This is a genomic window from Acinetobacter sp. Res13-Abat-PEC15-P4-01, from assembly GCF_015676285.1.
GTDB classification, from domain to species: Bacteria; Pseudomonadota; Gammaproteobacteria; order Pseudomonadales; family Moraxellaceae; genus Acinetobacter; species Acinetobacter nematophilus.
In genome coordinates, this window is record NZ_JADAIN010000047.1 from 17478 (window position 1) to 42756 (window position 25279).

At 39.3% G+C, this 25279-nt stretch carries 30 protein-coding genes; 12 read left to right on the forward strand and 18 right to left on the reverse strand.

Annotated features, from left to right (window positions below):
- The first annotated feature begins 32 nt into the window (after positions 1-32).
- A complete protein-coding gene (locus tag IMO47_RS16785) occupies positions 33-416 on the forward strand; it encodes a hypothetical protein (protein WP_196077709.1) in 384 nt (127 codons plus the stop codon).
- 71 nt (positions 417-487) lie between these two features.
- Here the strand turns inward: IMO47_RS16785 and IMO47_RS16790 are convergent, their stop codons facing one another.
- From IMO47_RS16790 to IMO47_RS16810, 5 genes are all read right to left on the reverse strand, one after another.
- Positions 488-1777: a lytic murein transglycosylase gene (locus IMO47_RS16790; RefSeq protein WP_198426929.1), complete on the reverse strand. Its 1290-nt coding sequence runs from the start codon at positions 1775-1777 to the stop codon at positions 488-490.
- A gap of 593 nt (positions 1778-2370) precedes the next feature.
- Positions 2371-3492: a 5-(carboxyamino)imidazole ribonucleotide synthase gene (locus IMO47_RS16795; protein WP_196075927.1), complete on the reverse strand. Its 1122-nt coding sequence runs from the start codon at positions 3490-3492 to the stop codon at positions 2371-2373.
- A 15-nt stretch (positions 3493-3507) separates the two neighbouring features.
- Positions 3508-4020, reverse strand: coding sequence for a 5-(carboxyamino)imidazole ribonucleotide mutase (gene purE, locus IMO47_RS16800; RefSeq protein WP_004718991.1), 513 nt, complete (start codon positions 4018-4020; stop codon positions 3508-3510).
- A 295-nt stretch (positions 4021-4315) separates the two neighbouring features.
- Positions 4316-4660: a DMT family protein gene (locus IMO47_RS16805; RefSeq protein ID WP_196075926.1), complete on the reverse strand. Its 345-nt coding sequence runs from the start codon at positions 4658-4660 to the stop codon at positions 4316-4318.
- 54 nt (positions 4661-4714) lie between these two features.
- Positions 4715-5101 (reverse strand): hypothetical protein, encoded by a 387-nt coding sequence (locus tag IMO47_RS16810; protein ID WP_196075925.1) that lies wholly within the window; start codon positions 5099-5101, stop codon positions 4715-4717.
- Between the two features lie 224 nt (positions 5102-5325).
- On the opposite strand from IMO47_RS16810, the gene mpl reads away from it, so the two are divergent.
- Positions 5326-6693, forward strand: coding sequence for a UDP-N-acetylmuramate:L-alanyl-gamma-D-glutamyl-meso-diaminopimelate ligase (mpl, locus tag IMO47_RS16815; protein WP_196075924.1), 1368 nt, complete (start codon positions 5326-5328; stop codon positions 6691-6693).
- Between the two features lie 42 nt (positions 6694-6735).
- On the opposite strand, the gene IMO47_RS16820 is transcribed toward mpl, so the two are convergent.
- The 3 genes from IMO47_RS16820 to IMO47_RS16830 are packed head-to-tail and all read right to left on the reverse strand — an operon-like array spanning position 6736 to position 7796.
- Positions 6736-7110, reverse strand: coding sequence for a hypothetical protein (locus tag IMO47_RS16820; protein WP_196075923.1), 375 nt, complete (start codon positions 7108-7110; stop codon positions 6736-6738).
- Positions 7111-7170: 60 nt separating this feature from the next.
- Positions 7171-7455 carry a GNAT family N-acetyltransferase gene (locus IMO47_RS16825; protein WP_196075922.1) on the reverse strand — a complete coding sequence of 95 codons (285 nt, stop codon included), beginning with the start codon at positions 7453-7455 and terminating at the stop codon, positions 7171-7173.
- 53 nt (positions 7456-7508) lie between these two features.
- On the reverse strand, positions 7509-7796 hold the full coding sequence (locus IMO47_RS16830; protein WP_196075921.1) for a GNAT family N-acetyltransferase: 288 nt from the start codon (positions 7794-7796) through the stop codon (positions 7509-7511).
- A gap of 174 nt (positions 7797-7970) precedes the next feature.
- Here IMO47_RS16830 and IMO47_RS16835 point away from each other — a divergent pair, with 174 nt between their 5' ends.
- Positions 7971-9179, forward strand: a complete 1209-nt coding sequence (locus tag IMO47_RS16835; RefSeq protein WP_196075920.1) for a sugar transporter — start codon at positions 7971-7973, stop codon at positions 9177-9179.
- A gap of 106 nt (positions 9180-9285) precedes the next feature.
- Here IMO47_RS16835 and IMO47_RS19915 read toward each other — a convergent pair whose 3' ends face one another.
- Complete coding sequence (locus IMO47_RS19915; RefSeq protein WP_265092643.1) at positions 9286-9411, reverse strand: hypothetical protein; 126 nt, start codon at positions 9409-9411, stop codon at positions 9286-9288.
- Here IMO47_RS19915 and IMO47_RS16840 point away from each other — a divergent pair.
- Together IMO47_RS16840 and IMO47_RS16845 are read left to right on the forward strand one after the other, a co-directional pair.
- The gene (locus IMO47_RS16840; protein WP_196075919.1) at positions 9410-9778 is read left to right on the forward strand and encodes an isochorismatase family protein; all 369 of its coding nucleotides are present in this window, start codon (positions 9410-9412) and stop codon (positions 9776-9778) included. The genes IMO47_RS19915 and IMO47_RS16840 overlap by 2 nt on opposite strands.
- A 288-nt stretch (positions 9779-10066) precedes the next feature.
- The gene (locus IMO47_RS16845) at positions 10067-11032 is read left to right on the forward strand and encodes a TerC family protein (RefSeq protein ID WP_196075918.1); all 966 of its coding nucleotides are present in this window, start codon (positions 10067-10069) and stop codon (positions 11030-11032) included.
- An 89-nt stretch (positions 11033-11121) separates the two neighbouring features.
- Here the strand turns inward: IMO47_RS16845 and IMO47_RS16850 are convergent, their stop codons facing one another.
- On the reverse strand, positions 11122-11745 hold the full coding sequence (locus IMO47_RS16850; RefSeq protein WP_196075917.1) for a nucleotidyltransferase family protein: 624 nt from the start codon (positions 11743-11745) through the stop codon (positions 11122-11124).
- 217 nt (positions 11746-11962) lie between these two features.
- Between IMO47_RS16850 and IMO47_RS16855 the strand changes: the two genes are divergently transcribed.
- Together IMO47_RS16855 and IMO47_RS16860 are read left to right on the forward strand one after the other, a co-directional pair.
- Complete coding sequence (locus IMO47_RS16855; protein WP_196075916.1) at positions 11963-12343, forward strand: hypothetical protein; 381 nt, start codon at positions 11963-11965, stop codon at positions 12341-12343.
- A gap of 36 nt (positions 12344-12379) precedes the next feature.
- A complete protein-coding gene (locus tag IMO47_RS16860; protein ID WP_196075915.1) occupies positions 12380-13540 on the forward strand; it encodes a glutathionylspermidine synthase family protein in 1161 nt (386 codons plus the stop codon).
- Positions 13541-13680: 140 nt separating this feature from the next.
- Here IMO47_RS16860 and IMO47_RS16865 read toward each other — a convergent pair whose 3' ends face one another.
- A complete protein-coding gene (locus tag IMO47_RS16865) occupies positions 13681-14154 on the reverse strand; it encodes a hypothetical protein (protein WP_196075914.1) in 474 nt (157 codons plus the stop codon).
- Between the two features lie 220 nt (positions 14155-14374).
- Between IMO47_RS16865 and guaD the strand changes: the two genes are divergently transcribed.
- The 3 genes from guaD (at position 14375) to IMO47_RS16880 (ending at position 17248) form a co-directional block, all read left to right on the forward strand.
- Positions 14375-15691, forward strand: coding sequence for a guanine deaminase (gene guaD, locus IMO47_RS16870; protein ID WP_196075913.1), 1317 nt, complete (start codon positions 14375-14377; stop codon positions 15689-15691).
- A 578-nt stretch (positions 15692-16269) separates the two neighbouring features.
- Positions 16270-16797, forward strand: a complete 528-nt coding sequence (hpt, locus tag IMO47_RS16875; protein ID WP_196075912.1) for a hypoxanthine phosphoribosyltransferase — start codon at positions 16270-16272, stop codon at positions 16795-16797.
- A 199-nt stretch (positions 16798-16996) separates the two neighbouring features.
- Positions 16997-17248 (forward strand): GlsB/YeaQ/YmgE family stress response membrane protein, encoded by a 252-nt coding sequence (locus IMO47_RS16880; RefSeq protein ID WP_196075911.1) that lies wholly within the window; start codon positions 16997-16999, stop codon positions 17246-17248.
- Between the two features lie 64 nt (positions 17249-17312).
- On the opposite strand, the gene IMO47_RS16885 is transcribed toward IMO47_RS16880, so the two are convergent.
- Positions 17313-18014, reverse strand: a complete 702-nt coding sequence (locus tag IMO47_RS16885) for a DsbC family protein (protein WP_196075910.1) — start codon at positions 18012-18014, stop codon at positions 17313-17315.
- 116 nt (positions 18015-18130) lie between these two features.
- Entirely contained in the window at positions 18131-19126 is a 996-nt protein-coding gene (gene dmeF, locus IMO47_RS16890) for a CDF family Co(II)/Ni(II) efflux transporter DmeF (RefSeq protein ID WP_196075909.1), read from the reverse strand.
- An 87-nt stretch (positions 19127-19213) separates the two neighbouring features.
- On the opposite strand from dmeF, the gene IMO47_RS16895 reads away from it, so the two are divergent.
- Complete coding sequence (locus IMO47_RS16895; protein WP_196075908.1) at positions 19214-19480, forward strand: metal/formaldehyde-sensitive transcriptional repressor; 267 nt, start codon at positions 19214-19216, stop codon at positions 19478-19480.
- Positions 19481-19641: 161 nt separating this feature from the next.
- A complete protein-coding gene (locus IMO47_RS16900; protein ID WP_196075907.1) occupies positions 19642-20820 on the forward strand; it encodes an MFS transporter in 1179 nt (392 codons plus the stop codon).
- Positions 20821-20847: 27 nt separating this feature from the next.
- Here the strand turns inward: IMO47_RS16900 and IMO47_RS16905 are convergent, their stop codons facing one another.
- The 5 genes from IMO47_RS16905 to rnpA form a co-directional block, all read right to left on the reverse strand.
- Positions 20848-21210 (reverse strand): NirD/YgiW/YdeI family stress tolerance protein, encoded by a 363-nt coding sequence (locus IMO47_RS16905; RefSeq protein ID WP_196075906.1) that lies wholly within the window; start codon positions 21208-21210, stop codon positions 20848-20850.
- A 134-nt stretch (positions 21211-21344) separates the two neighbouring features.
- Positions 21345-22709, reverse strand: coding sequence for a tRNA uridine-5-carboxymethylaminomethyl(34) synthesis GTPase MnmE (gene mnmE, locus IMO47_RS16910; RefSeq protein ID WP_196075905.1), 1365 nt, complete (start codon positions 22707-22709; stop codon positions 21345-21347).
- A 91-nt stretch (positions 22710-22800) separates the two neighbouring features.
- Positions 22801-24537: a membrane protein insertase YidC gene (gene yidC, locus IMO47_RS16915; RefSeq protein WP_196075904.1), complete on the reverse strand. Its 1737-nt coding sequence runs from the start codon at positions 24535-24537 to the stop codon at positions 22801-22803.
- Between the two features lie 5 nt (positions 24538-24542).
- Complete coding sequence (gene yidD / locus IMO47_RS16920) at positions 24543-24863, reverse strand: membrane protein insertion efficiency factor YidD (RefSeq protein WP_005034824.1); 321 nt, start codon at positions 24861-24863, stop codon at positions 24543-24545.
- A 9-nt stretch (positions 24864-24872) separates the two neighbouring features.
- Complete coding sequence (rnpA, locus tag IMO47_RS16925) at positions 24873-25265, reverse strand: ribonuclease P protein component (RefSeq protein ID WP_004823984.1); 393 nt, start codon at positions 25263-25265, stop codon at positions 24873-24875.
- Between the last annotated feature and the right edge of the window lie 14 nt (positions 25266-25279).

Below are 25279 nucleotides of genomic sequence, written 5' to 3' on the forward strand. Positions count from 1 at the left end.
ATTGTGAAGTTATGACGCAATGAATTGAGGAGATGACTGTGAGCTATTATCATATTATTTTAGAAGTAAATGATCATATCAGCACGATTGAGCAAACTCGTGATATTGAAATTTATGACATCACTGAACTTCAGCCATATCTTCATTCCATTTTATTGCCTTACTTCAATGAGCAAATTATTGAACTGGAAGATGAAAATGTTGAGTTTGCAGATATTTTGCATCTTGAAATCAAACAAACCTTACTTCCAATCCAGCATTTGATTGAAGAAGAACAGAAACAATTGCCCAGTGATACAGATGTGACCATAACAGCCCATGAAATTTTTAATGATCGAGATCTCACTCAGGACGTTACTGCCGTGATTTTAGATGTGTTGGAAGCTGTGAAAATCGATCAATCTGCGATTGAATAAATTCAGTAAAGGAAAAAGTCTGCTATTGCAGACCTTTTTATTATATTCGCTGTCCTGAATATTCCATATTTTTACTGCATCATACTCTTTGCAGCCTCGTTTCTAAACGCTTTTAAGATCTGCTGCCCAGCTCGACCTGTTGGATTCAATCCCAATTTGAGCTGTTCTTGTTGAATGGCCTGGCGCGTTTTATCGCCAATCAGACCATCTGCATCTCCAATCGCATAGCCTTTCTTCAATAAATAGTTTTGAATTTCACGGCGTTCGGCACGAGATGTTCCAGCATCTTCTGTTGGCCAAGCCGTTTGAAAACCGCCTTTACCCTGTAAACGATCGGATAAATGGGCAATTGCAAGTGCATAACTTTCAGCAGCATTATAGGAGTAAATTGCATCAAAGTTTTTAAACACCAAGAATGCAGGACCATTTGCACCCGCAGGCATCATTAAACCTGCTTGAGAGCCTTCAGACAAATTTCCTTGAATGATCGGTGTACCGTCGACACGGATAAAACCACGATTGACCCAAGAACTGAGTGATTTTTTATTGCGACGACTTTCCCCGGATACCGATGCGCCCGCAGGAATTTTTACCTCAAAGCCCCAAGGCATGCCAGTTTGCCATCCACGTTTTTTCAAAAAATTAGCTGTTGAAGCTAAGGCATCAGAAGTACTTGAAACCAGATCACGACGTCCATCACCATCAAAATCCACAGCCAACTCTTCATAGGTTGAAGGCATGAATTGAGTATGACCGAATGCACCGGCCCATGAACCTTTCAGTTGATCTTCACGTAAATCTCCACGTTGTAAAATACGCATCGTGGCAAAGAACTCGCCTCTAAAATAGCTTTGTCGACGCCCTTCACAACTCAATGTTCCTAAGGCTTGCAATAATGGATATTTCCCAGAAATATCTCCAAAATTACTTTCCACACCCCAGACAGCTACTACTGTTTCTGCGGGAACGCCATAAGCAGCCGCAACACGATTAAGAACATCTCGATGCTGACTCAGCATCTGACGTCCTTTTTCAACACGTTCTTCATCGACTAAACCTGAAAGATAATCCCAAATCGGAGTAGAAAACTCAGGCTGATAGTCTAATTTACTGATGACGGAATAATCAGGCGTTAAATTTTGTGTATAACGATCATAGGTTGAACCACTTACACCAGAGCTCACGGCTTGTGAACGTAAATTTGCAATACAGCTTTGAAAATTAGAATTAGGCGTATAGTCGGTATTCTGAGTTGTTGTCACTGGTGAGCTAGACACCGTCTGACCATTCATAATCAATTCAGCATTGGCATGTGATGCCGCGAATAAAACAGATCCACAAATCAAAGTTAAATGGCGCATAATATCCACAAAAATAGTTTTAAATTTAAATTATCTGAATACCATAACAGCCTGTGAATAAAATGACAGATGTAAAAACGTAAATTTTGAATTCATTTTCCCATTTTAAATTCTCCAATTTTGAATTTAAATAAAGTTATCCACATCGTGCTGTTTAAATTCATTTTATGGATTTAAACCAAACCGCATTTTTTGAATTCAAATGATTCTATTTTTTTATCCACAATATATTTCTCAAATCTAGCCAAACAATTTATCCACATGGTTTGTCTTAAATTCAAATTCCCATAAACTTTAAATTTAAAGTTTTAAATTCAAAATTATTTAACAGCATGTCTTCGACTTTTTCTGTGGATAAATCCTGAATAATACTATTGCGTATGGAATAATAAATTGCTTTGAATTCAAAAAATATCCTTTTTTTATAAGATTAAAAATGCTTTTTTTAACTCACTTATTGTTTTTATACACAGTTTTTCGATCTGAATTGAAAGCAGAATATCCAACAAATAAAGGCAATGTCATCATACAAAACATCGTCAAACAAAAAAGCAGCCAATACTTTGACTGCTTTTCTATATCCAGTACGAAACTTAGATGCTCATGTCTTCAGTTAAAGACAGCGGGTTTGGTAGAATTTTTGCTAACTGACGGCATAGTGTCGTTAATTCAGCAGAATCATTTGGCATCAACGTGATATGTCCAATTTTACGACCTTCACGCTCAGACTTGTTATAAAGATGCACATGAGCACCTTCTAGTGCCAAAACCTCTTCCAAGGGTGGATATCGACCTATGATATTGACCATCACCGTTGGACGTACAACTTCTGTTGAGCCTAATGGCAAACCTGCAACAGCTCGAATATGATTTTCAAATTGCGAGCATACTGCACCTTCAATCGACCAATGCCCAGAGTTGTGCACACGTGGTGCCATCTCATTGGCGTACAGGCCTTTTTCAGTGACAAACAGCTCCAAAGTCAAAACACCCACATAATTCAAATGATTCAAAAGGCGAGTGATATAATCTTGTGCAACAGGTTGTAAATCTGAACTATTTGGCGCAGGGACGATCGAATGTGAAAGAATGCCATTGTGATGATGATTTTCAGCCAATGGCCATGTTTTTACATCTCCATCAATACCGCGTACTGCGATAATTGAAACTTCACGAGAGAAAGTGACAAAGCTTTCAGCAATTAAACAACCTGCTGGACCAAGCTCCGTCCAAGCTTGGTTGATTTGATCTTCTGAGCGTAATACAAACTGTCCTTTGCCATCATAACCGCCTGTCGCCGTTTTCAAGACGATCGGAAGCCCTAATTCAGCCACTGCAAGTTTGAGGCTATCCAGAGAATCTACCGCTTTATACGGCGCAACGGGAATCTCTAACTCATCAAATAACGCTTTTTCTGAAAGACGATGTTGAGCAATGGCTAAAGCTTGACGTGGTGGATGCAAGTCTTTTTGTTTGGTCAATACATCCACATCGATCAAAGGCGTATTCTCAAACTCAAGACTAAATACCTCAGCACTTGCAATAAAGTCCTGCAAGCCATTTTCAGCTTTTGATGAAAAAACTCGCCCCAATACCGCTGATGGGCAATCTGTATTGGCTTCAAGAAAAGTACATTGAATATTTAACGGTAGCGCGGCTTGCGCCATCATACGGCCGAGTTGACCACCACCAAAAATACCGATGGTTTTATTCATAACCTGTGTCCCGTTTTAAGCTTGACCCGGAATGTTTTTGCTAGCCACTTTATCAGTTTGTGCCGCACGGAAATCTGCAACATTTTTTGCAATTTCTGGACGTGTTAAACCTAGAATCTGCGCTGCCATAATTGCGGCATTGGTTGCACCAGCAGGACCAATCGCCAGCGTACCTACGGCAATCCCAGCAGGCATTTGTACAATAGACAGCAATGAATCTACACCGTTTAAAATCGAAGATTTCACGGGCACACCCAGTACAGGCAGATCTGTTTTGGCTGCACACATACCTGGTAAATGTGCAGCACCGCCTGCACCCGCAATAATCACTTGAATACCGCGTTCACGTGCTGTCTCAGCATATTCAAATAAGCGGTCTGGCGTACGGTGCGCAGAAACAACTTCGGCTTCAAAAGGAACACCAAGCTGTTTGAGCATATTGGCAGTGTTTTCGAGAGTTGCCCAATCTGATTGAGAACCCATGATAATTCCAACTAGAGGAGCGTCTTGTACAGCGGCCGCATTCATTGCATATATTCCGTAAACGAATGTAAGGAAGTTTAAATACTGGTGACCAGTCTTTAAATGAATATCAAGAAGCTCGCTATTATAGACTGATTTTTCATCTCACGAAAATTTAACAGACGTCGTAGGCAATATTTTTTTAATTTAAGCATCCTAACAGCTTGGATTTAAGTGCGATATCGGACTTGAACCCCTAAACAGCACAACAATCAAATATGACAGTTCACTTGTCTGATTAAAAAAATAATGATGAATTCTTTGATCGAATCACCACTACTTTTGATTTTTTGATTTGATTTTACTGACTTCTAAAGACAAAGAATACACATCCCAACAGACATAGTCCTGCCCAGAGATAGTCCAATTTAAAAGGCTGTTTAAATAAAAAAATCATAAATGGAACAAAAACGAGGAGTGTGACGACTTCTTGGGTAATTTTCATTTGTCCCAGTGACCAACCATGTTGAGCCAGAAGACGAGTTGCAGGAATCATAAAACTGTATTCAAGTAATGCGATGCCCCAACCCAATAAGATGGCTTGCCATAAAGGTGCTTCATGGAGGAACTTTAAATGACCATACCACGCCAAGGTCATAAAACAATTGGAAATAATCAGCAATAAGAAGGGAAGTGATAAAGCCATATTGATACCAATTAAATTATCAAGATATATTTTGGACCATTCAATGTCTGAACATTAAACTGCTGAAGCGACTTTTTTACGTTTTTTGAAATAATAAATGAGCGAGCCTATTTCCAAAGAACCAAACAACAACAGCGTATCCAATAACTGTTCCCATAACGATTGGTCATCATAAAATGAGCTCAATATGCCTACTAGAACAACCCAAATAACATGAAAAATTAGTCCATTTTTTAATTTATGATCTTTTGAGTCTTTTGTGTTGAGATATCCCATCCAAATGATCGCAAAATATTGGAACAAGATTAAAATTATAGCTACGATGATTAAAGGCAGGGATATTATTTTTGCAATACCTGCTATCAATGCAGAAATAATAAGCCAAAAAATAAAATAAGCGATATTTTTAACTAATAGAAAAATAAAATCATGTATGTCCATTTTTTATGGATAATTTAGAATGTTCAATCAATATTAGCATTGATAAAAAAATTAAAATACTCATTGAAGGCTCATTATTTTCAATAAAAAAACATCTTTAAAATCGTAACAAGAAAAACTATCTTTTCGCTTTAACCCTTGCTATCGTTGCTTTCAAATCAAATGAATCGGCTACACCACAACTACAAAGTGATGGGTCTATAAAAGCACTGGAGTTAAAACGAATGCATCTGCATATTTTGGGTATTTGCGGCACCTTTATGGGCTCATTGGCGTTATTGGCACGTGATTTAGGTCATAAGGTTACGGGTTCAGATGCAAATGTTTATCCGCCGATGTCTACTCAGCTTGAAAATGCAGGAATCACCTTAATGCAAGGCTATGACCGTAGCCATTTACAGCCACATCCCGACCTTGTGATTGTAGGAAATGCCATGAAACGCGGTATTGATGCTGTCGAATATATGCTGAATGAAGGTTTGGCATATATTTCAGGACCACAATTCCTTGCTGACCATGTATTACAGGGTAAACATGTGTTAGGCGTTGCAGGTACACATGGTAAAACCACAACCACAACCATGTTGGCATGGGTACTGGATCAAGCAGGATTAAATCCAGGCTTTTTAATTGGTGGCGTGCCTTTAGGTTTTAGTGAAAGTGCACGTTTAGGCGGTGGAAAATACTTCTGCGTCGAAGCCGATGAATACGATTCCGCGTTCTTCGATAAACGCTCTAAATTCGTACACTATCATCCCAAAACTGCGGTTTTAAATAATCTTGAATTTGACCATGCCGATATTTTCGATGACCTGGCTGCGATTCAAAAACAATTCCATCATTTAGTAAGAACCATTCCAGGTGAAGGGCGTATTATTGCACCGATCACTGAAACCAATATTGACGAAGTTTTGCAAATGGGTTGCTGGACACCTGTGGTGCGGACTTCCTTGGACGTCAACGATAGTGCTGAAGTCTATGCTGAACAACTCTCTGCGGATGGTTCACATTTTAAAGTCCTTCAACACGGCGTGGTCAAAGGCGAAGTTAAATGGAATATGACAGGACAGCATAGTGTTGCCAATGCCTTAGCCACCATTGCGGCTGCGGAGCATGTAGGTGTAGACATTGCAACAGCTTGTGAAGCCTTGTCAAATTTTGGTGGAGTGAAACGACGAATGGAATTGCTCGATACTGTAAAAGGTATTGAGGTATACGATGATTTTGCCCATCACCCAACAGCCATTGATACGACCTTAGAAGGTGCACGCAAACGCTTGGGCGAGCGTAAACTATGGGCAGTGATTGAACCACGTTCCAATACCATGCGTATGGGCAGCCATAAAGATGGTTTGGCACATTCTGCACGTTTGGCAGATGAAGTTATTTGGTACCAACCAGAGGGCTTGGACTGGGATTTACAGCCTGTGATTGACGCAGCCACAAATCAAGCGGTTGTGGCGCGTACATTGGATGAGATTATCAATACCATTCGCACTGAAGCAGGCGAGGGTGATGCCGTGGTGATCATGTCGAACGGTGGTTTTGGTGGATTACATCAAAAATTAATTGCTGCGTTAAAAGCAAAATAAGCCTTCTTGAAATGAAAAAACCACACAATGTGGTTTTTTCATTTAGTCTGTTGTTGCTGTTTTCTCTAAAGATTTAAAATCTTTAAGTTTGACCCAACCTTCAACCAAATCATCTTCTATATGTTGGTTTGGATCATTAAACACCACATAAACCCACGCTTGCTTTGCATGATCTTTGTAGACTGAATATGCTGTAACATTATCATTTTGAATGACGAAGGTATCGTTCATTTTACAAAAATTTTTAGGTGCTGAATAAAAATAAATACGATGTTTCGATTGAGCCACTAATTGCCAGCGCGGGTTGATCTCCTGCTCTTTTTGATAAGCGCGTAAGTTTAATTCAAAACAGCTTGCTGCATAACTCAGTATAGGGCTGATCAATAATAATGAAGCGATCAGAATTTTTTTTAACATGTTGAAGTATCTAACTCAATTTTAACAATCCAACCCATGGAGGACATTAAATATATCTATCTATGCTTTGACATCCGCAAAGCTTTTTTCACGTTTAAACATCACATCTACATATGAGCATGTTGGCACAATCTTTAACTGTTTTTCACGTGCAAATCTGACCAAAGTATCTAATAAAAGACGTGCCACGCCCTGACCGCGTAAAGAATCATCAACCCAAGTGTGATTTGCAATAATCTGCTGCTTACCACTCCAGACATAGCTGATTTCAGCAATACGTTGTCCCTGTGAATTATCTAAGAAAAACTCACCCTTTTGTTGATTATCGATATGTTGGAATTGCATCTATTATTTCTCATTGATGATTTGTGACACAATTCCACTTTAACAAAGCCGCCTTAAGATTTCAAAACATCATGTATCGATTGATCTTTATCAAATACAGACTTTGAAAAAGGGCATAGAGGGATAATTTTCACATTTTTTGTACGTGCCATATCCACCACTTGATCCAATAATTTACGCCCTACACTTTGACCACGTAACTCATCTTCTACGAGTGTGTGATCAATAATCAACATATTTTCACCTGCCCACGTATAGGCCATTTCAGCCAAATGGTGACCGTCTTCACCAATATAAAACTCACCTTTTTTTCCATCATCTTTGTGTCTAATTTCTAACATTTTATTTACTCTTTATATACATACGAATCTAAAAGCACATTCAAAATGCCATAAGTTTATTGGGTTTATTGTTAAGTTTTGTCCGACAATCCTGATTTTTATGTATCAAAACTTAAGCTTAACTTTATGCAAAAATCAGCCTAAAATTTAGCGCTAATCTTTGAAAATATGATCATGTCCAGTTCATCTCCCCAAATACCTTCACCCCAATCTGCCCCCAGTGAAACCCAGCAATGGATCAGTGTAATCAGTCTTGCCTTTGCAGCTTTTATCTTCAATACCACAGAATTCGTGCCTGTAGCTTTACTGAGTGATATTGGTAAAAGTTTTAGTATGCAAGCCACAGATGTCGGTATCATGATTACGCTGTATGCATGGGTGGTTGCACCGATTTCTCTACCCATCATGTTGCTCACTAAAAATATTGAAAGACGTTTTTTACTGATTGGCTTATTTATGGTTTTCGTTGCCAGTCATGCCTTGTCTTATTTTGCATGGAGTTTTGATGTACTGCTTGCCAGCCGAATCGGTATTGCATTTTCACATGCGCTGTTTTGGTCGATCACTGCATCACTTGCTGTTCGTGTCGCTCCCAAAGGCAAGGCGTTTCAAGCTTTAGGTCTATTGGCCACAGGTACAGCACTGGCGATGGTCTTAGGTATTCCATTTGGCAGAATGGTTGGAGAATCCTATGGTTGGCGTAATACTTTTGGTTTGATCGCCATTGGTGCAACAATTGTTTGCCTGATCTTAGCCAAAACCTTGCCACGCTTGCCGAGTGTTAACTCTGGTTCTTTAAGCAGCTTAAAAGTATTTCTAAAACGTCCAAGTTTGATGATGGTATTTGCCCTTACTGTAATTGTGATCACAGCACAGTTTACGGCTTATAGTTATATCGAACCGTTTGCCTTAAATGTCGCACATTTTAGCTCAACACAAACCACAACATTATTGCTCATCTACGGTGCAGCAGGCTTTTTTGGCTCGTATTTATTTGGAAAATTCGCTAAAAAATATCCCAGATTGCCGATCCCGCTCAGTAGTCTGGTCCTGGCAATATCTATGTTGTTACTTACGACACTAAGCATAGATTTTATCAGTTTTAGCGTATTGAGTTTGTTCTGGGGAATGGCAATTATTTGTTTTAGTCTAGCCCAACAGGCCAAAGCCTTAAATTTAGCCGCTGATGCAACTGACGTGGCAATGGCGATTTATTCTGGACTTTACAATGTTGGTATCGGCGGTGGAGCATTACTGGGCGGTTTAGTCACTGCCAGTTATGGACTCAATCATATTGGTGTGGTGGGCGGTATCATTGCCGTATTAGGCACACTGCTGGCTTTAGTACTGGTACAACGTAAAGATTTTATTCAAAAAGCGTAAATTTACAAATTTTAAAGTGACATCTCAACTCAGAAACTTTAATTTAATCAAAGCTATTTAGTTATTATATGATGATCCATGCAAATGATCTTTTTGATTAGATTATTCACCACCACACTGCATCGGCAGTGTGTTTTTTTGCATTTAAAATAAATTGTAAAACCAACCCTGCCAAATGTGCGGGGTTATTTTTTGGCTCCGTGATTTGACACATCGTTACGGAGAAACTCATGTCAGCCCCTCAAAACAAACAAGCCTTGATTGTATTGGATATGCAAAATGGTTTATTTCACGCTCCACAGCCCCCATTTGAAGCTCATCAATTATTGCAAAACATCAATCAACTGATTGATTATGCTCATCTAAAGCAGATTCCTGTATTTGCAATCCGTCATGTTGGAAGTGACCACACTCCCTTGGCATCCACTAGCCCTCTGACTCAATTCATTGCAGAATTAAACATTGATCTTGATCTTGATCAGGTGTTGGAAAAAACTCGCCCAAATTGTTTTTTTCAAACTAATTTAGAACAACGATTGAAGTCATTGAATATACAAGAGCTGATTGTTTGCGGTTTAAAAACTGAATTTTGTATATAATTTAAGCTACATAAAAACACATTCAAAATTTGCACATTTCAAATAAATGTGCGATTCTCTGCGCATATAGGAATTTTTATTTCTTACACAGTTTATTGAACAAGGGGAGTAGCCTCCTCCAATCAGAATATCGTCATTACGCTTTGACAAGCCGGTATCTGAGCATTTTAGCCCATGTTATAAACGCTAAAATGTAGGCAAGACCTTGATCATGTTGATACAGATGTTTAATCATCTGGCAACAGGTCAAGGTTTTTTTATGCCTGATTGCCAGATTCGGAGGAATTGATGGAATCTATAGGCAACCCATGGCTGTATTTAGCGTTCTTCGCTATCGTCATCGTGATGTTACTGATTGACTTTTTAGGCTTTAAGCAAAAAGAAGGTCAAGAAGTTAAAATTAAAACTGCTGCCTACTGGAGTATGGCGTGGGTCAGTGTCGCTGCTTTATTTGGTGGTGGTCTATGGCTGTATTTACAGCAAACTGCGGGTGTTACCGTGGCCAATACTAAAACCATGGAATACTTTGCAGGTTATCTCTTAGAAAAATCTTTGGCGATCGACAATGTTTTTGTTTGGTTGATGATTTTTGCTGCATTTGCGATACCACAAGGCTTACAGCGTAAAATTTTACTCTATGGTGTATTAGGCGCCATTATTTTAAGGACTATATTTATCTTTATTGGTGCTTGGTTCGTTCAAGAGTTTTCTTGGGTACTGTATATCTTTGGTACTTTCCTGGTTTATACAGGGTTTAAATTCCTGAAAGGTCAAGATGAAGAAGAAACCAATATCGAAGATATGGCGATTCTTAAATGGTTGCGTAAACACATGCGAATTACGCCTAAGCTGGAAGGCGCTAAATTCTTTGTCCGTCAAAATGGTGTACTGTGGGCAACACCGTTATTTCTGGTATTAATTTTAGTTGAAGCATCTGATGTCATCTTTGCTGTGGATTCAATCCCCGCAATTTTTGCGGTCACCAGTGATCCATTTATTGTACTCACAGCGAATTTGATGGCTATTTTAGGCTTGCGTGCCATGTTCTTCCTGTTGTCTGGCGCTGCGTCTAAGATGCATTATCTACCTTATGGCTTAGGGATTATCTTATTGTTCATTGGCTTTAAAATGTTAATGCTGGATGTATTCCATATGCCAATTTGGATTTCTTTGGGGTTCATTGTTATTGTCTTGGCCATTACTGCTTGGCTATCGATTCGCCATAACAAAAAGCATCAGGAAATGAGTTTATAAACGAATAAAGCGAAGCCTTCCTCTCGGGAGGCTTTATTATTTTAAAGCAGCGCATAACAAGCAAGGATTGTATTTTTACTGCATCAGGATCATTGGGTGTCATGGACTGAAATACATTCTGTATGGTTCTCTCCTTGATCTTTAAGTGGTTCATCTACAATCACGAGTTTATGCCATCTTTGCAGAAAGCGTTTAGACTGGATTCGTTGTAAGAATGTGGCATAACTGACTAAACGAGCATTCCATCTTAACTTTAACTCAAACAAATCATTGAGCCCAAAAGGTGCAATCAGTTCTAATTGATCATGTTCTTTGAGACGAACAGCAATGGCTGTTGAGGTTTCAACCCAAACAGACAAAGCATCGAATAATGAAGCATATTGACTGATCACATTCCCATCATCGGTTTTGTACCATAGATGAACATAGGCTTGATTAACCACATCCCAATCATTGCCTGGGAATTTCTGTTTTAATTGTTGGCTTAAATGCTGCTGTTGACTCCCTGAATAATCCTTTACATCGTAAAAAACCACATCAATCTCAGTTTTATCCAGACAATAAACCTGATCGTGTAAATTTGACCATACCATATTGCGGATAACCCCTGCACTCAAATAAGACTCTGCATGTATTTCTCGCAAATACTGTAATCTCATCATCAGTTGAGGGGAGCTATAAATCATCCTTCCAAGTTGTTTTGCGTAATTCATGACGCTCTCTGTTCAACTCTATTCCGCAATCACTTGTTGTCTAAATGGTTTGAATATCGATTTATTTTCAAACTATTACACAGATAAAAAGCAATTTTATAGACCACAGACTGTACATTCAACATACATCCTCATATCATACAGCGCATAAAACAATTTCTTTTTATCATGTTATAAAGCAAATAGATAAAAAATACTCGATGATCTAAGGCTAATCATGCGTTCAAAAAAAATCAGTCTGGTTGTAGTCCCTCTTTTAATCACGGCATGTAGCAACAACAATAAACCCCTTGTTCAAGATGTTTATAATAGCCAGTATGACTGTTCTTATGATTGGAATACGGACTTGTGTGAAGAAGAAACAACAGGCAGTTCCTCCAGCAGCCATTCTTCAGGTGGGTACTATGGCGGTGCTCGCTATATCGGTCCACAATATTACGAAGGCAATCGCAAAGTAAATTATTTAGGACGTAAAGTTGAACCGTCTACAAATCTAAGTGTTGGACACCCGCAGATCTCTCAAGTCACCAAAAGTAATAGCAAATCTTCGCCCGTACGTGGTGGTTTTGGTCGCAGTGGATTCTCCTTTGGGGGTTAATCTTATGTTCTACGCAGCCTGATGATTTAAAATCTTATGAAAAGAAAATGCTTCCAAGCTCGTCCAAATTGGCAACAAGAACACGAAAAAATTGGCTTCGATTATTATAATTTACCTTCTCTTGATGGCTCAATTTACTGGTCTGAGGGCGTCGCTTATGAATTTACTTTAAAGCAAATTGAACAACTTGAAGATGCCGCCAATGAGTTGCACCAAATGTGTATGCAAGTTGCAGGAGAAATGATTCAAAAAGGGAATTACCCAGCTTATTTTCAAATTCCACAGGCAGCCATTCCACTGATTGAACATTCATGGCACCACCATGCACCCATGCTCTATGGTCGCTTTGACTTTGCCTATGATGGTCATCAAATCAAAATGCTGGAATACAATGCAGATACGCCAACAGGTCTACTCGAAGCCTCCGTCGCTCAATGGCATTGGATTGAACAAGTTGAAAATATTCCGCACCGTGATCAATTCAACAGCATCCACGAAGATCTGATTAAACGCTGGAAAACTATTTTCCCACGTGGTTCGCATATTCATTTCGCTGCTTGTCAAGAAGCAGGGCGTGAGGATTGGGGAAACCTCGAATATTTAATGGATACTGCATTTCAAGCAGGGCATCGAGTGTCCGAACTTTCGATGGAAAATATCGGATGGGATGGACAAAACTTTGTGGATTTGAATGATCAACCGATTGATCAGCTATTTAAACTTTATCCTTGGGAATGGGTTTGGGAAGAAAATTTTTCTCAATATTTAAAACCATCAACCCAATGGGTCGAACCTTGTTGGAAAATGCTACTGTCAAATAAAGCAATTTTGGTCGAACTTTGGAAAAAGTTTCCACACCATCCTTATTTACTTGAATCACATGCCTTTAATACCAATGTTTCGTTACAAGGCAAATGGGTGAAAAAGCCAATTCTCGCCAGAGAAGGTGCCAATATCCGTGTGCTAGAAGATAACATTGATCAGGGCGCTGCTTCAGGAAGCTTCTACTTTGATGATTATGATAAATACGGTTATATTGCGCAAAAATGGGTCAATACCCCATTATATGACGGTAAACTTCCGACACTAGGTCTTTGGATGGTTGGACATAGTTGTGCAGGTATGTCGATTCGAGAAGATGAATTTGACATCATTGGGAATGATGCCCATTTTGCAGCACATTATTTTGTAGAATAATTTTAAACTGACCAGTATCCAGTACAACATTGTCATTATTTTGGCAATTAAACACTGAACAATCTCTAAATGTCATATGGAGCATGTGGGCTAAGGGATTTATCCAGACAGACAAATCCCTTTTACAGCAGTGCTTATGGTTAAATTGTATGATCAGCAACACGTTTCATGTATTGATTTAAACGTATAAAAAATACAATCTGCAAAAAAATCGTAAAGGCAGAAACACACCATTCATACCACATTTCAAAAGCAGTATTTTCAAGATTAAAAAATTGATAAATGCCAAGCAGAATCAAACCAAAGGCAATTCCGGCAACAGTGGTCTGTAGCAGGATAGGGAATGAAAGCGCAGTGACTCGATTCATAAAATGTACCCCATGATCGCCACCGTTTGCGGCATAGCAACGTTGAATGCCGACAAACATAATGATCAGCGTCAATACGCCTTCTAAACCAATCACGCGAGCATCATAATAAGGTGAAAACATACCATAGTAATAAACTGCACTGACCACTAAAGCGGCGATCAAATAATAATTCTTGTAATGGCGTTTTTCTAAAGTATCTTCTGCAAGTTCATGCGCCAAGGCTCTGGTATTCCAAAAATACATAAATATTATTTTCTCTTATTTCCATCATTTGCCGACACTGTACCTATTCTTAGATTAAAGATAAAGCCACAAATTCAAATAATGGTCTGATGCTTTTCATTTTTTCACAATCTCCTGCATGAATTCCATTTTCGACACACTGGAAAATAGAACTGCTTACAGCAGCTTCAATAAATTTCAGGTACAATCAATCGAAAAAAAGATAAATTGCAGGTTTTACATGTCTTCTGTTGTGCAGAAAACGGCGATTCGCGGACGTTTTTTAGATATTCAAAATAGCGTTTCCCAAGCCACTCAAATTTTAGACCAAACTCGTTATATCGAAGATGGGTTATTGATTACCGAACAAGGTAAAATTATTTGGTTTGGTGATTGGGAAACAGGGCTGTCGCAACGAACCGATGATATGCGCATTGATCATTATCCTGACCAATTGATTGTGCCGGGTTTTATCGATACTCATATTCATTTTCCACAAACAGAAATGGTGGGTGCCTATGGTGAACAATTATTAGAATGGCTCAACACCTATACTTTTCCAACAGAAATTCAATTCGCGGATAAAAACTACGCAGATAAAATCGCACAGTTTTTTGTTCATGAATTACTAAAAAATGGCACAACGACAGCACTGGTATTCTGTACTGTACATCCGCAGTCTGTGGATGCTTTATTTGAAGCTGCTGAACGCCACCAAATGCGTTTAATTGCGGGTAAAGTGATGATGGATCGGCATGCACCAGAGGCGCTGACCGATACTGCTGAAAGTGCGTATGCTGACTCAAAAGCACTGATTGAAAAGTGGCATGGTAAAGGTCGTAATCTGTATGCCATTACGCCACGCTTTGCACCGACATCAACACCGGAGCAGTTGGCAAAAGCGGGGCAATTAAAGGCAGAATATCCCGATGTATATGTGCATACACATTTAAGCGAAAATAAAAATGAAATTGCTTGGGTCAAAGAATTATTCCCTGAGCAACAGGGATATTTAGATGTCTATCATCATTATGGGCTGACAGGGGAGCGTTCTGTTTTTGCCCATTGTGTTCATTTAGAAGAACAAGAATGGGATTGTATGCACGCAACTGATTCTGCAATCGCATTCTGTCCAACCTCCAACTTATTTTTGGGGAGTGGCTTATTTCCATTAAAAAAATCATGGGAAAAACAAGTCAAGGTCGGTCTTGGAACCGATATAGGCGCAGGTACCGCATTTTGCCACTTACAAACACTCAACGAAGCCTACAAAGTTCAACAACTGCAGGGCGATAAACTTTCAGCCATGGAATCGCTTTATCATGCAACGCTTGGCGGCGCAAAAGCGCTGCATTTAGATGATCGATTAGGCAATTTCAATGTAGGCAAAGAAGCTGACTTTGTTGTGCTGAATCTAAAAGCAACAGCATTACAGCAACTACGCCAAGAGCGAGCAAAGAATATTGAAGATGCGCTATTTGCCTTGTTTACCATGGGAGATGACCGCAATATTCAAGCCACCTATATTTATGGACAAAAAGTCTATGAGCAAGTCTGAAAAAAAACCTAAACCATCACCATCCAAGAAAAAGCTGATTTTGATTGGTGGTGTTTTTATTGTATGTGCACTGTTATTAAAACGTGATGCACACTAGGGGCTGTGAACATTTCATAAATGGCTTGCGTTGTAGGTTAAAATTAAGCAGGCAAGGCATGAAATGAAGAGAATAGCGAGACTATTTTTAAGTTTCATAACGTAGCCTGAGATAATTTTAGCCACAACCCTGAGCAAGAACAAAGCACTGCTTTGTTTGCAGCGCAAGGCGCAGCGGGTAACTAGCGTGTTTTTTTTCGCTTCTTGGTTACCTTGCGAAACGATGTTTCTCATCATTGAGAATGACTAAATTTCGTATTTCGCGCCTAGAATCGCCTAAAAAACACACCTAGTCGCAAACATAGACGAATTGTCCACAGACCCTAGATATTGAGCTTCAAATTTAGGCATTTACATTTTCAAATCGCAAAAAGGATGCATCTTCACCTGATATGTTTTAAAATTATGCCATCTTTTAGGGTGTTGCTAGTCAACACCTTTTTTAATTTTAGAATTTGGTGTTTAAGTTTTAGGTATTTCCCATGACTGTTGAAATGAAAGTAATGATTTCTGCTGAAGAAATTCATGCAAAAGTTCAAGAACTTGGTAAAAAAATTGATGCACATTATGCCAATAGTGATAAAGAACTGGTTTTGATTGGCCTACTGCGCGGTTCCGTGATTTTTATGGCGGATTTATGCCGTGCCATTACTAAAACTCACGAGCTCGATTTTATGACGGTTTCAAGCTATGGTGGCAATACGACATCCTCTCGAGACGTCAGAATCCTAAAAGATTTAGACGGAGAAATTCGCGGAAAAGATATCTTGGTGGTGGAAGATATTATCGATTCAGGCAATACCTTGAGCAAAGTTCTAGAAATATTAAGTACACGTCAACCGAATTCAATTGAACTGTGCACGTTGGTCAGCAAACCTTCTCGCCGTGAAATCGACTTAGACGTGAAATTTCTAGGCTTTGAAGTGGAAGATAAGTTCATTGTGGGTTATGGCTTAGATTATGATCAAAAATACCGTCATATTCCATTTATTGGAGAAATTGGTCTATAAGATCATCTTCGCTCAGTCCATTTTACCTAAACTGATTTAAGCGACTACGGTCGCTTTTTTTATGACTTCTCCAAAACCATAGAACAAAAATGCAACAACTTGTAGCAAATCCAATCTTTTACTTCCTGTAAAAATATTTGAATATTAATTTAATTCGATGCAGTAACTCACGACAAAATAAAGAAAAAGGAGAAAGATTATGATGTCATTGATTAGTGCCATTGTGATTGGTTTTATTGCAGGTCTGATTGCTCGAGCAATCCATCCTGGTGATGATAAAGCAGGTTTTATTGTGACTACAGCTTTGGGGATTGTGGGTTCTTTGGTCGCAACCTACGGCGGTCAGTTGCTGGGACTCTACCCGAAAGGCGCATCTGCAGGTTTTATTGCCTCAGTGGTGGGTGCAATTATCGTATTGTTTATCTACAACATGATTGCCAAACGAACTTAAAGTTTTTGTTTTGAGATAAGCACCCGGATCCGGGTGCTTTTTTATTGCCCTTAAACTTAACGTTTTATAATCCAAATTTCTGCCATAACTTCTCAATTTCTTCAGCAGGGTAGGCACCCATTGCTTTATAACCATTTGAAAAAACAATTGCTGGCGTACCTTGTAGCGCTAATTTTTTGCCTAATTCTAAATTTCGCTCAATCGGGGTTGGACAATTTGCTGGCGCAGTGGGTTTTATCCCATTTTGAATCAAATTTTTCCATGCATATTCACGATTAGCCGAACACCACACTTGTTTAGAAGGTAAAATAGATTGCACTTTGATCGGATAGATAAAAGTATAAATCGTGACATCATTGAGTTTGGCTAAATTCCCTTCAAGTGTTTTGCAATAGGGGCAATTGGGGTCAGAAAAGATGGCTAGCTGGCGTTTTCCATTCCCCCGTACTGTTTTTACTGCATCATTGAAAGGAAGACTTTTAAAATCAACCATATTTTTTTCAACAACGAGATCTTTGGTTAAATTATGTTGATCTTTTAAACGAATCATAGCGCCAACAAATATATGTTGCGCCTCTTCATTGATATACACGATTTGATTATCTAGCGTGCCACTATATAGACCTTGCATTTCAGTGGGCTTTAAATGCTCAATGTTGACATTGGGATAGTTTTGGCTGAGTTTTGATTTCACTGTTTCAATACTGGCAAAGCTAATCCCACAAAAAACAAAACTTAAACTCAACGCAATGATGTGCTTTAACATAAATCAAAAAATTCACAATATATTGTCAGCTATTAAAACACAGTTGCCTGGTGAGCTTGTTTGAAAACTGTGATTCACCAAAATGTGAGTAAAATATGCTCGACTCAAATTCAAAGTTATATTGAGTCGGTGAATGTAAGTCCCAGTGATGAAGTTTCACGTGGAACCGAGCTGAAAATCGCTATTTGATTAATTTCGACAGAAATATGGACCAATTGTTTATGGATTGCCATTGCTTCTCGAATGTGATCCGCATTTAAATTTTGATCAGCCGTTTCAAGTGCTAAAATGACTGAAAATTTGCCTTTCCCCACCTTCCATACATGAAGATCAGTTATTCTCACGTCTGCTTTAAGCGCTGTGATGACTTCACGGATTTCATCCACTACAACATGATCCATTTCAGCATCCAGTAAAGTTTTTCCCGTTTCTTTAATAAGACCAAATGACCAACGCCCGACTAAAACTGCACCTATAATTCCTAAAGAGGCATCCAAAAAATCCCAACCCAAATATTTACCTGCACATAGTGCAATAATTGCCAAAACAGAAGTCAGTGCATCTGCTACGACATGCATAAAAGCCGCTTTTTGATTTAAATCATGTCCATGATGTTCATCATGATCATGTGAATGATGGTGATGGTGATGGTGATGGTGATGGTCATCATGCAGTAAGCATGCACAGATTAAATTGACCAATAATCCCAAAATAGCAATGAGAATTGCTTCATTATAATGAATCTGAACAGGCTCAAATAATCGTTGAATCGATTGAAAAGCCATAAATAAAGCCACAACCATGAGTAAAATTGCACTGCTATAACCCGCTAGAATTTCTATTTTCCATGTACCAAAACTAAAACGTAAATCTTGAGCATAATGACGAGCAGCTCGATAAGCGGCATAAGCCAAACCGAGTGCCAACATGTGTGAACTCATATGCCAACCATCGGCAAGTAATGCCATTGAATTAAAAATCCAACCTCCCATAATTTCAAACAACATCATCAAACCTGTCAAAATGGTTGCCCATAAAATTTTCTTTTGTGCCAATGGATTACCTTCATCAAACTGATGAGTGTGTTCACGTTGAATGATTTTAAATTGCATGTGGGCATGATCCTATATACTCCCTATGAGTATATTATTTTATTTTCAAATATACTATAAGGGAGTATATTTTTAGCGGATCAGTTTATGAGTCATATTCATCAAGATAAAAAAGTCCTTAATCGTGTCAAACGTTTAAAAGGACAGCTGAATGCCATTGAAGAAGCATTGAATGATCGAAGTAGCTCGTGTATTTCCGTTCTCCAACAGGTCGCGGCAGTGAAAGGGGCGGTCAATGGTTTAATGAATGAGTTAATTGAGCAACATCTGACTGAGCATGTGATTCAGGATCCTGAAGCTGTTGATGCAGATGAATTACAAGAATTTTTAAAATTACTTAAACGCTATTCATAAACGAATTTATCTATTGAAGATCAGATCAACTGTTGAAGTTTTAATTGACCCTCTGCGGATTAAGTTCTAAGCTTTTCTCAATATATGATTTCTCTACTGCCGAACCTGCTATCTTTTCGGCATTTATTCGCAAGATTATTTGCACATTAAGTTCTAGATCTATGAATCAGCAATCATGGCGTCCATTTTTAATGGTGAGTCTTTCCTTATGTATTGGCACAATCGGTACTGCACTTGCAAGCCCGTTATATCCAATATATCAAGCACTCTGGCATCTGCTTCCAAGCCAAATCACTTATATCTTTGTGGCATATATGTTTGGTTGTTTAACCACATTGCTGTTTTTAGGACGCATGAGCAATAGCTTTGGGTTTATTCGAACCTTACAAATCGGTTTATTATGCGCGGTTATTGGTCTGACTTTCTCTGTGTTTGCCAGCAATAGCTATTATCTTGGCTTTGGTCGTTTTATCATCGGAATCGCTTCTGGGTTAATCAGTACTTCTGCAATGTTGGGTTTAATCTATACCATTCCCGATTCCCACAAGCAAAATGCAGCTCAATTAAGCTCGATTATTACAGTCATTGGCTTTGGGCTTGGTCCCTTTATTGGTGGTCTGATTGCACAGTTTTCAGCCCGTCCACTGATTACCCCTTACTTACCTGTCATTGTTGCAGCACTACTGAGTCTGTTCAGTTTATTTCGGATTAAAACTGTTCAATTTGAAAAACAACCTTTTTCAATTGCTCCTCATCTACAATTACCAGACGTACAATTTAAAAGTTTATTTTATATCACCAGTTTTAGTGCATTCTGCGCTTTCGGATCATTCAGTTTATTTGCATCTTTAGCACCTTCCTTTATACGTGATGTTATTCCCTGGCACGGTCCTTTGGTCAGTGGCGCAACCATTGCCAGTATTTTAATGGTTTCCGCGATCGCTCAATTCACTGCCAAATCAATGAACATGCACAAAGCCCTCAATATTGGACTGATTTTATTCATCAGTAGTTATTTAGTTTTGTCAGTCTGTTTACTGATGCATTTAAGTTTTTTATTTTTTATCAGTGTGATACTGGTAGGCATGGGACATGGACTCAGTTTATTGAGTGCTTTTGCATTGGTTCACCAGATGACCCAAATCGAAAATCGCGCTGCCGTGGTTTCGACCTATTTGTTTATTGCTTATTTTGGTACGATTGTGCCGATTATTTCCGCAGGATACCTATCGGATCATTTTGGTTTAATGATCGGTGTTTTAAGCTTCTGTGCAGGCGTCGGTGCATTATGCCTCTACTTGTTGATCCAACATTTAAAAACAATACCCCATAAAAGCTAGGCGCTTAACGCCTATCCCTTAAATCAATTATGGAACGATATCAATTTTCACCACTTCGATATCGGTTGGTTTATAACGATGTGTATCTACTTCACCCACGATTTTTACTTTAGTCCCTGGTTTCAGTTTTTTTAAATCAATCAGATCATCATCTACTTCGATTCCGATTGTTCCCGTACTGTCTTTTAATTCATAATGTTCATGCTTAATTTGACGCACAATCGAACCCGTTAAAGTCACGGCAGTTTCGTCACTGGCGCGTAATGCTTGTTTAATAGTGAGGTTATTTTTCGCTGCTTCTTGAATAATCACATGATCTGCCTTACTCGCCCAGACATTTGAAGTGATGGCTAATACTGCAAGTGAAAGCAATAAAGGAGTTTTTTTCATCATACACCCTTTTAAATATGTTATTGATCTTACAGTAAACAATTCAAACTCAGATGTAAAATCAGCTTACAAAAGCACAACTTTTCATTAAAAAAGCTGACACTCAGTCAGCTTTTAAGTGTGCAATTTTAGGCTTATTTGCCAATACAGAATGACCCGAAGATAACCCCCAATAGATCATCAGCACTAAAGTCCCCTGTGATTTCGCCTAAAGCGTTTTGGGCAAGTCGTAATGATTCTGCCACCAACTCTCCTGCATGATATATCACAAGTTGCTCATGTGCCTCTGCCAGATAGCGCTGAGTGCGCTTCATTGCGTCTAAATGGCGAGTTCGTGCGATAAATGTGTCTTCCTCTGGCTGAAAACCTGCATGCGCTGTAATCGCATCTATGAGCGCTTGAACACCTACATCCTGTTTCGCAGAAACGGTGATGTGACGAAAACCTTGATAATCATTTAATTCAGCAGATTGATGGGTGAGATCACACTTATTGCCAATCAGTATCAAACGCTGATGATCTAAATGGTTTTCAAAGTAATTTTGTGCAAGTGTTAAAGGATTCTCACCTTGACTCAAATCATAAACCAAGAGCAATAAATCAGCTTGCTCAATTTCTTTAATTGCACGACGGATACCTTCTTTCTCGACGACATCGCCTGTTTCACGCAAACCTGCAGTGTCCGTTAAAGTAATCGGTAAACCATTTAAGCTAATTTTCTCATGCAATACATCACGTGTAGTCCCAGCAATGTCCGTTACAATGGCACGATCATTTCCTGCCAAGGCATTGAGCAAGGAAGATTTACCTGCATTGGGTTTGCCTGCAATCACCACTTGCAAACCTTCACGCAGTAGTTGTCCTTGACGAGCAGATTGCTGTACTGCGGACACTGAAGCTTGAACTTCTTCTAGCAGACTCAGTATTTTCCCATCTGCCAAAAAGTCAATTTCTTCCTCTGGAAAATCAATTGCAGCTTCAACATGCAAGCGTAAATGGATCAGTTTCTGCAACACAGTATTTACTTTGTTGGAAAACACGCCTTGTAGGGAACGTACTGCAGAGCGTGCCGCAGCTTGCGAGGTTGCATCAATCAAGTCAGCAATTGCTTCTGCTTGTACCAAATCCATTTTGCCATTTTCAAAGGCACGCATGGAAAACTCACCGGCTTTGGCTGCAGTTGCACCAAGCTCCAATAAACGTGTCAGTAGCGCGTTTTGAATCACAGGTCCGCCATGTCCCTGTAACTCCACCACATCTTCACCGGTAAAAGAATTTGGATTGGGAAAACAAATGGCTAAACCTTCATCCAAAATATCGCCTTGTGCATCAAAAAACTGACGAAAACCGGCAAAACGGGCTTTGGGAAGCTCCTTTAGTGTCAAAGCTTGCGCAATACTGTAAGCCTTTGGTCCAGAAAGACGAATCACACCTACACCACCACGTCCTGGTGGAGTCGCAATTGCGGCAATTGTGGTTTGGTTTACAGGGTTAGCCATCTACATTTACTCAAACTTTGACAATAAAAAAAATCCGCCTAAGATTACCATCTTAAGCGGACTTTTTCAGCTATTGCTTAATCGTTAAGGATTAAACAACTTCATTTTCAACTTTGGCTTTCGCAACACTTTTATTGATAAACCATTGTTGTAGGATCGTGATCGAGTTGTTCACAATCCAGTATAAAACCAAGCCGGCAGGGAAGAACAGCATAAATACTGTAAACATGATTGGCATGATTTTGAAGACTTTAGCCTGCATAGGATCAGTCGGTTGTGGGTTCAACATTTGTTGAACAAACATCGTCACCCCCATGATCAATGGAAGGATAAACCAAGGATCCATTGCCGATAAGTCTTGAATCCAAAGCATCCAAGGTGCGTGACGAAGCTCGACGGATTCCATCAATACCCAATACAATGCCAAGAAGATTGGCATTTGTAAAAGCAGGGGTAAACAACCCGCCAAAGGATTGACTTGCTCGCGTTTGTAAAGCGCCATCATTTCTTGAGAGAAACGCATACGGTCTTCACCAAACTCTTCTTTCATGCGCTGCATTTCTGGTGCAATCACACGCATTTTCGCCATAGAACGATAGCTCTTAGACGACAAAGGCCAAAGAATAAGTTTAACCAATACAGTCAATAAAATGATTGACCAACCCCAGTTACCCACTAGGTTATGGAAGAACTGTAAACCTGCAAATAATAATTTGGCAATTGGCCATAACCAACCATAGTCTACAGTTTGGTTTAAACCTACAGCTAAATCTTTCAATTCAGACTGGATTTTTGGACCAGAGTAGAAAGTTGCATCAATGCTCATGGCTTTACCCGCTGGAACATTAATGGTTGGTGAAGTAAATCCAATGATATTCATACCATCAGCTGATTTACGTGATTCCAATTTTGCCGTGTATTGCTGACCACCGAAGTGACCTGGCATCCAAGCACTTACAAAATAATGCTGAACAATTGCAACCCAACCACCTTTTGCTTCAGTGTTGAGTTTTTCATCCGTAAAATTCGCAAATTTTAGCTTGTTATAATGCTCATCTGGTGTACCCCAAGCGCCACCCAAATAGGTTCCAAGTGTGAAAATACCTTGAGAGGTTTTTCCTGGATCGTCTGAGTTATCACGCTTAATCTGACCAAACATTTGTCCTTGCCAATTTTGCGTACTACGGTTTACAACCTGATAGCTGACATCAATTGGGTATTGACCTTGTTTGAAGCTAAACGTTTTGATGATTTCAACACCATCCGCTGTTTTAAATACCATCGGAACAGTTAAGACTTGAGAAGATTTACCTTCTTTGTCTTGTGTGGCTTTAGCATCAGCAAGGGTATAAGCATTTTTTTCAAACGAATAGCTTGGGCGATCTGGTTTACTGTCTGGACCATTCAATCCAATTAAACCAGATTGCGCAACATAGGTACGTTTTGCATCACTTTCAAGCATAACAAAAGGCTGATCACTGTCTTTGCTCTTGTCATGATTCAGTAATTCAATACGAACGATATCACCACCTTTCGGGCTAATCCAAAGATGATAAAGATCAGTTTGTACTGAAATCAATTGTTGATTTGCTGTGGCTGGTGCAGCTGTATTTTGTTGTGCAGCAGCTATATTTGCTTGTGGAACATCGCTAGAAGCCGAATTTGCTTGACCTTTTGGCAAATCAGCAGACACATCATGCGCAACAACAGCCTGCGGAGTCGCAGCTTTTGTTGCATCATGACCATAGTCTTTTTGCCAAGCCAAAATAAGCAAATATGCGGTGACTAACATGGCCCCAAGGATTGCAAACCTGGCCCATTGTTGCATATCTATTACCCCAAGTGGTTAGAGTGATTTTGGTTCAATAAACGTTCACGCAAGGGTACAGGAACATGAAGCGTTTGAGAATCTATTTGCTGAAACGAAATAAAACGAATTGTTTTTTTTGGCACGGGATCATAACCATACCCGCCCCAAGGATGACAACGGCACACGCGTTTTGCAGCCAACCAGCTACCTTTCATTGCGCCGTGCGTATGGATTGCTTCTAACGAATATTGAGAACAAGTCGGAATATAACGACAACGGGGTCCAATGAGAGGACTAATCGCAATTTGATAGAAACGAATCAACCAATGCAATAAACGAATCATTGGTTTCCTCTATTTTTGAGGGGAAGATTGAGCTATTTTATGGTGCTTTTTAACGATGCGTTGCAATTTTAGCCAAGCAAATTGTAACTGCTGAAAAAGTTCAGCATTGGGTACTGCTTCTATACCGACTTTAGGCATGACCACAATATCCAACAGATCAATATTTTGCTGATTTAAGCGAAAACTTTCACGCGTTAAACGTTTTATTCGATTTCTTTCGTGCGCACGGCGCACTTTTTTCTTAGCAACAACAATACCCAAACGGCTTTTAGGCTGTTCGGTCACTTTTGCTAAGAATATAAAATGGGGTTGATGCACTTTAAAAAGCGCACCATCAAATACACCTTTGTAATCTGCAGCGCAGTGGATTCTCACCGCTGGACTGAAACTATAAAGAGACATAACACCCAAGTCGT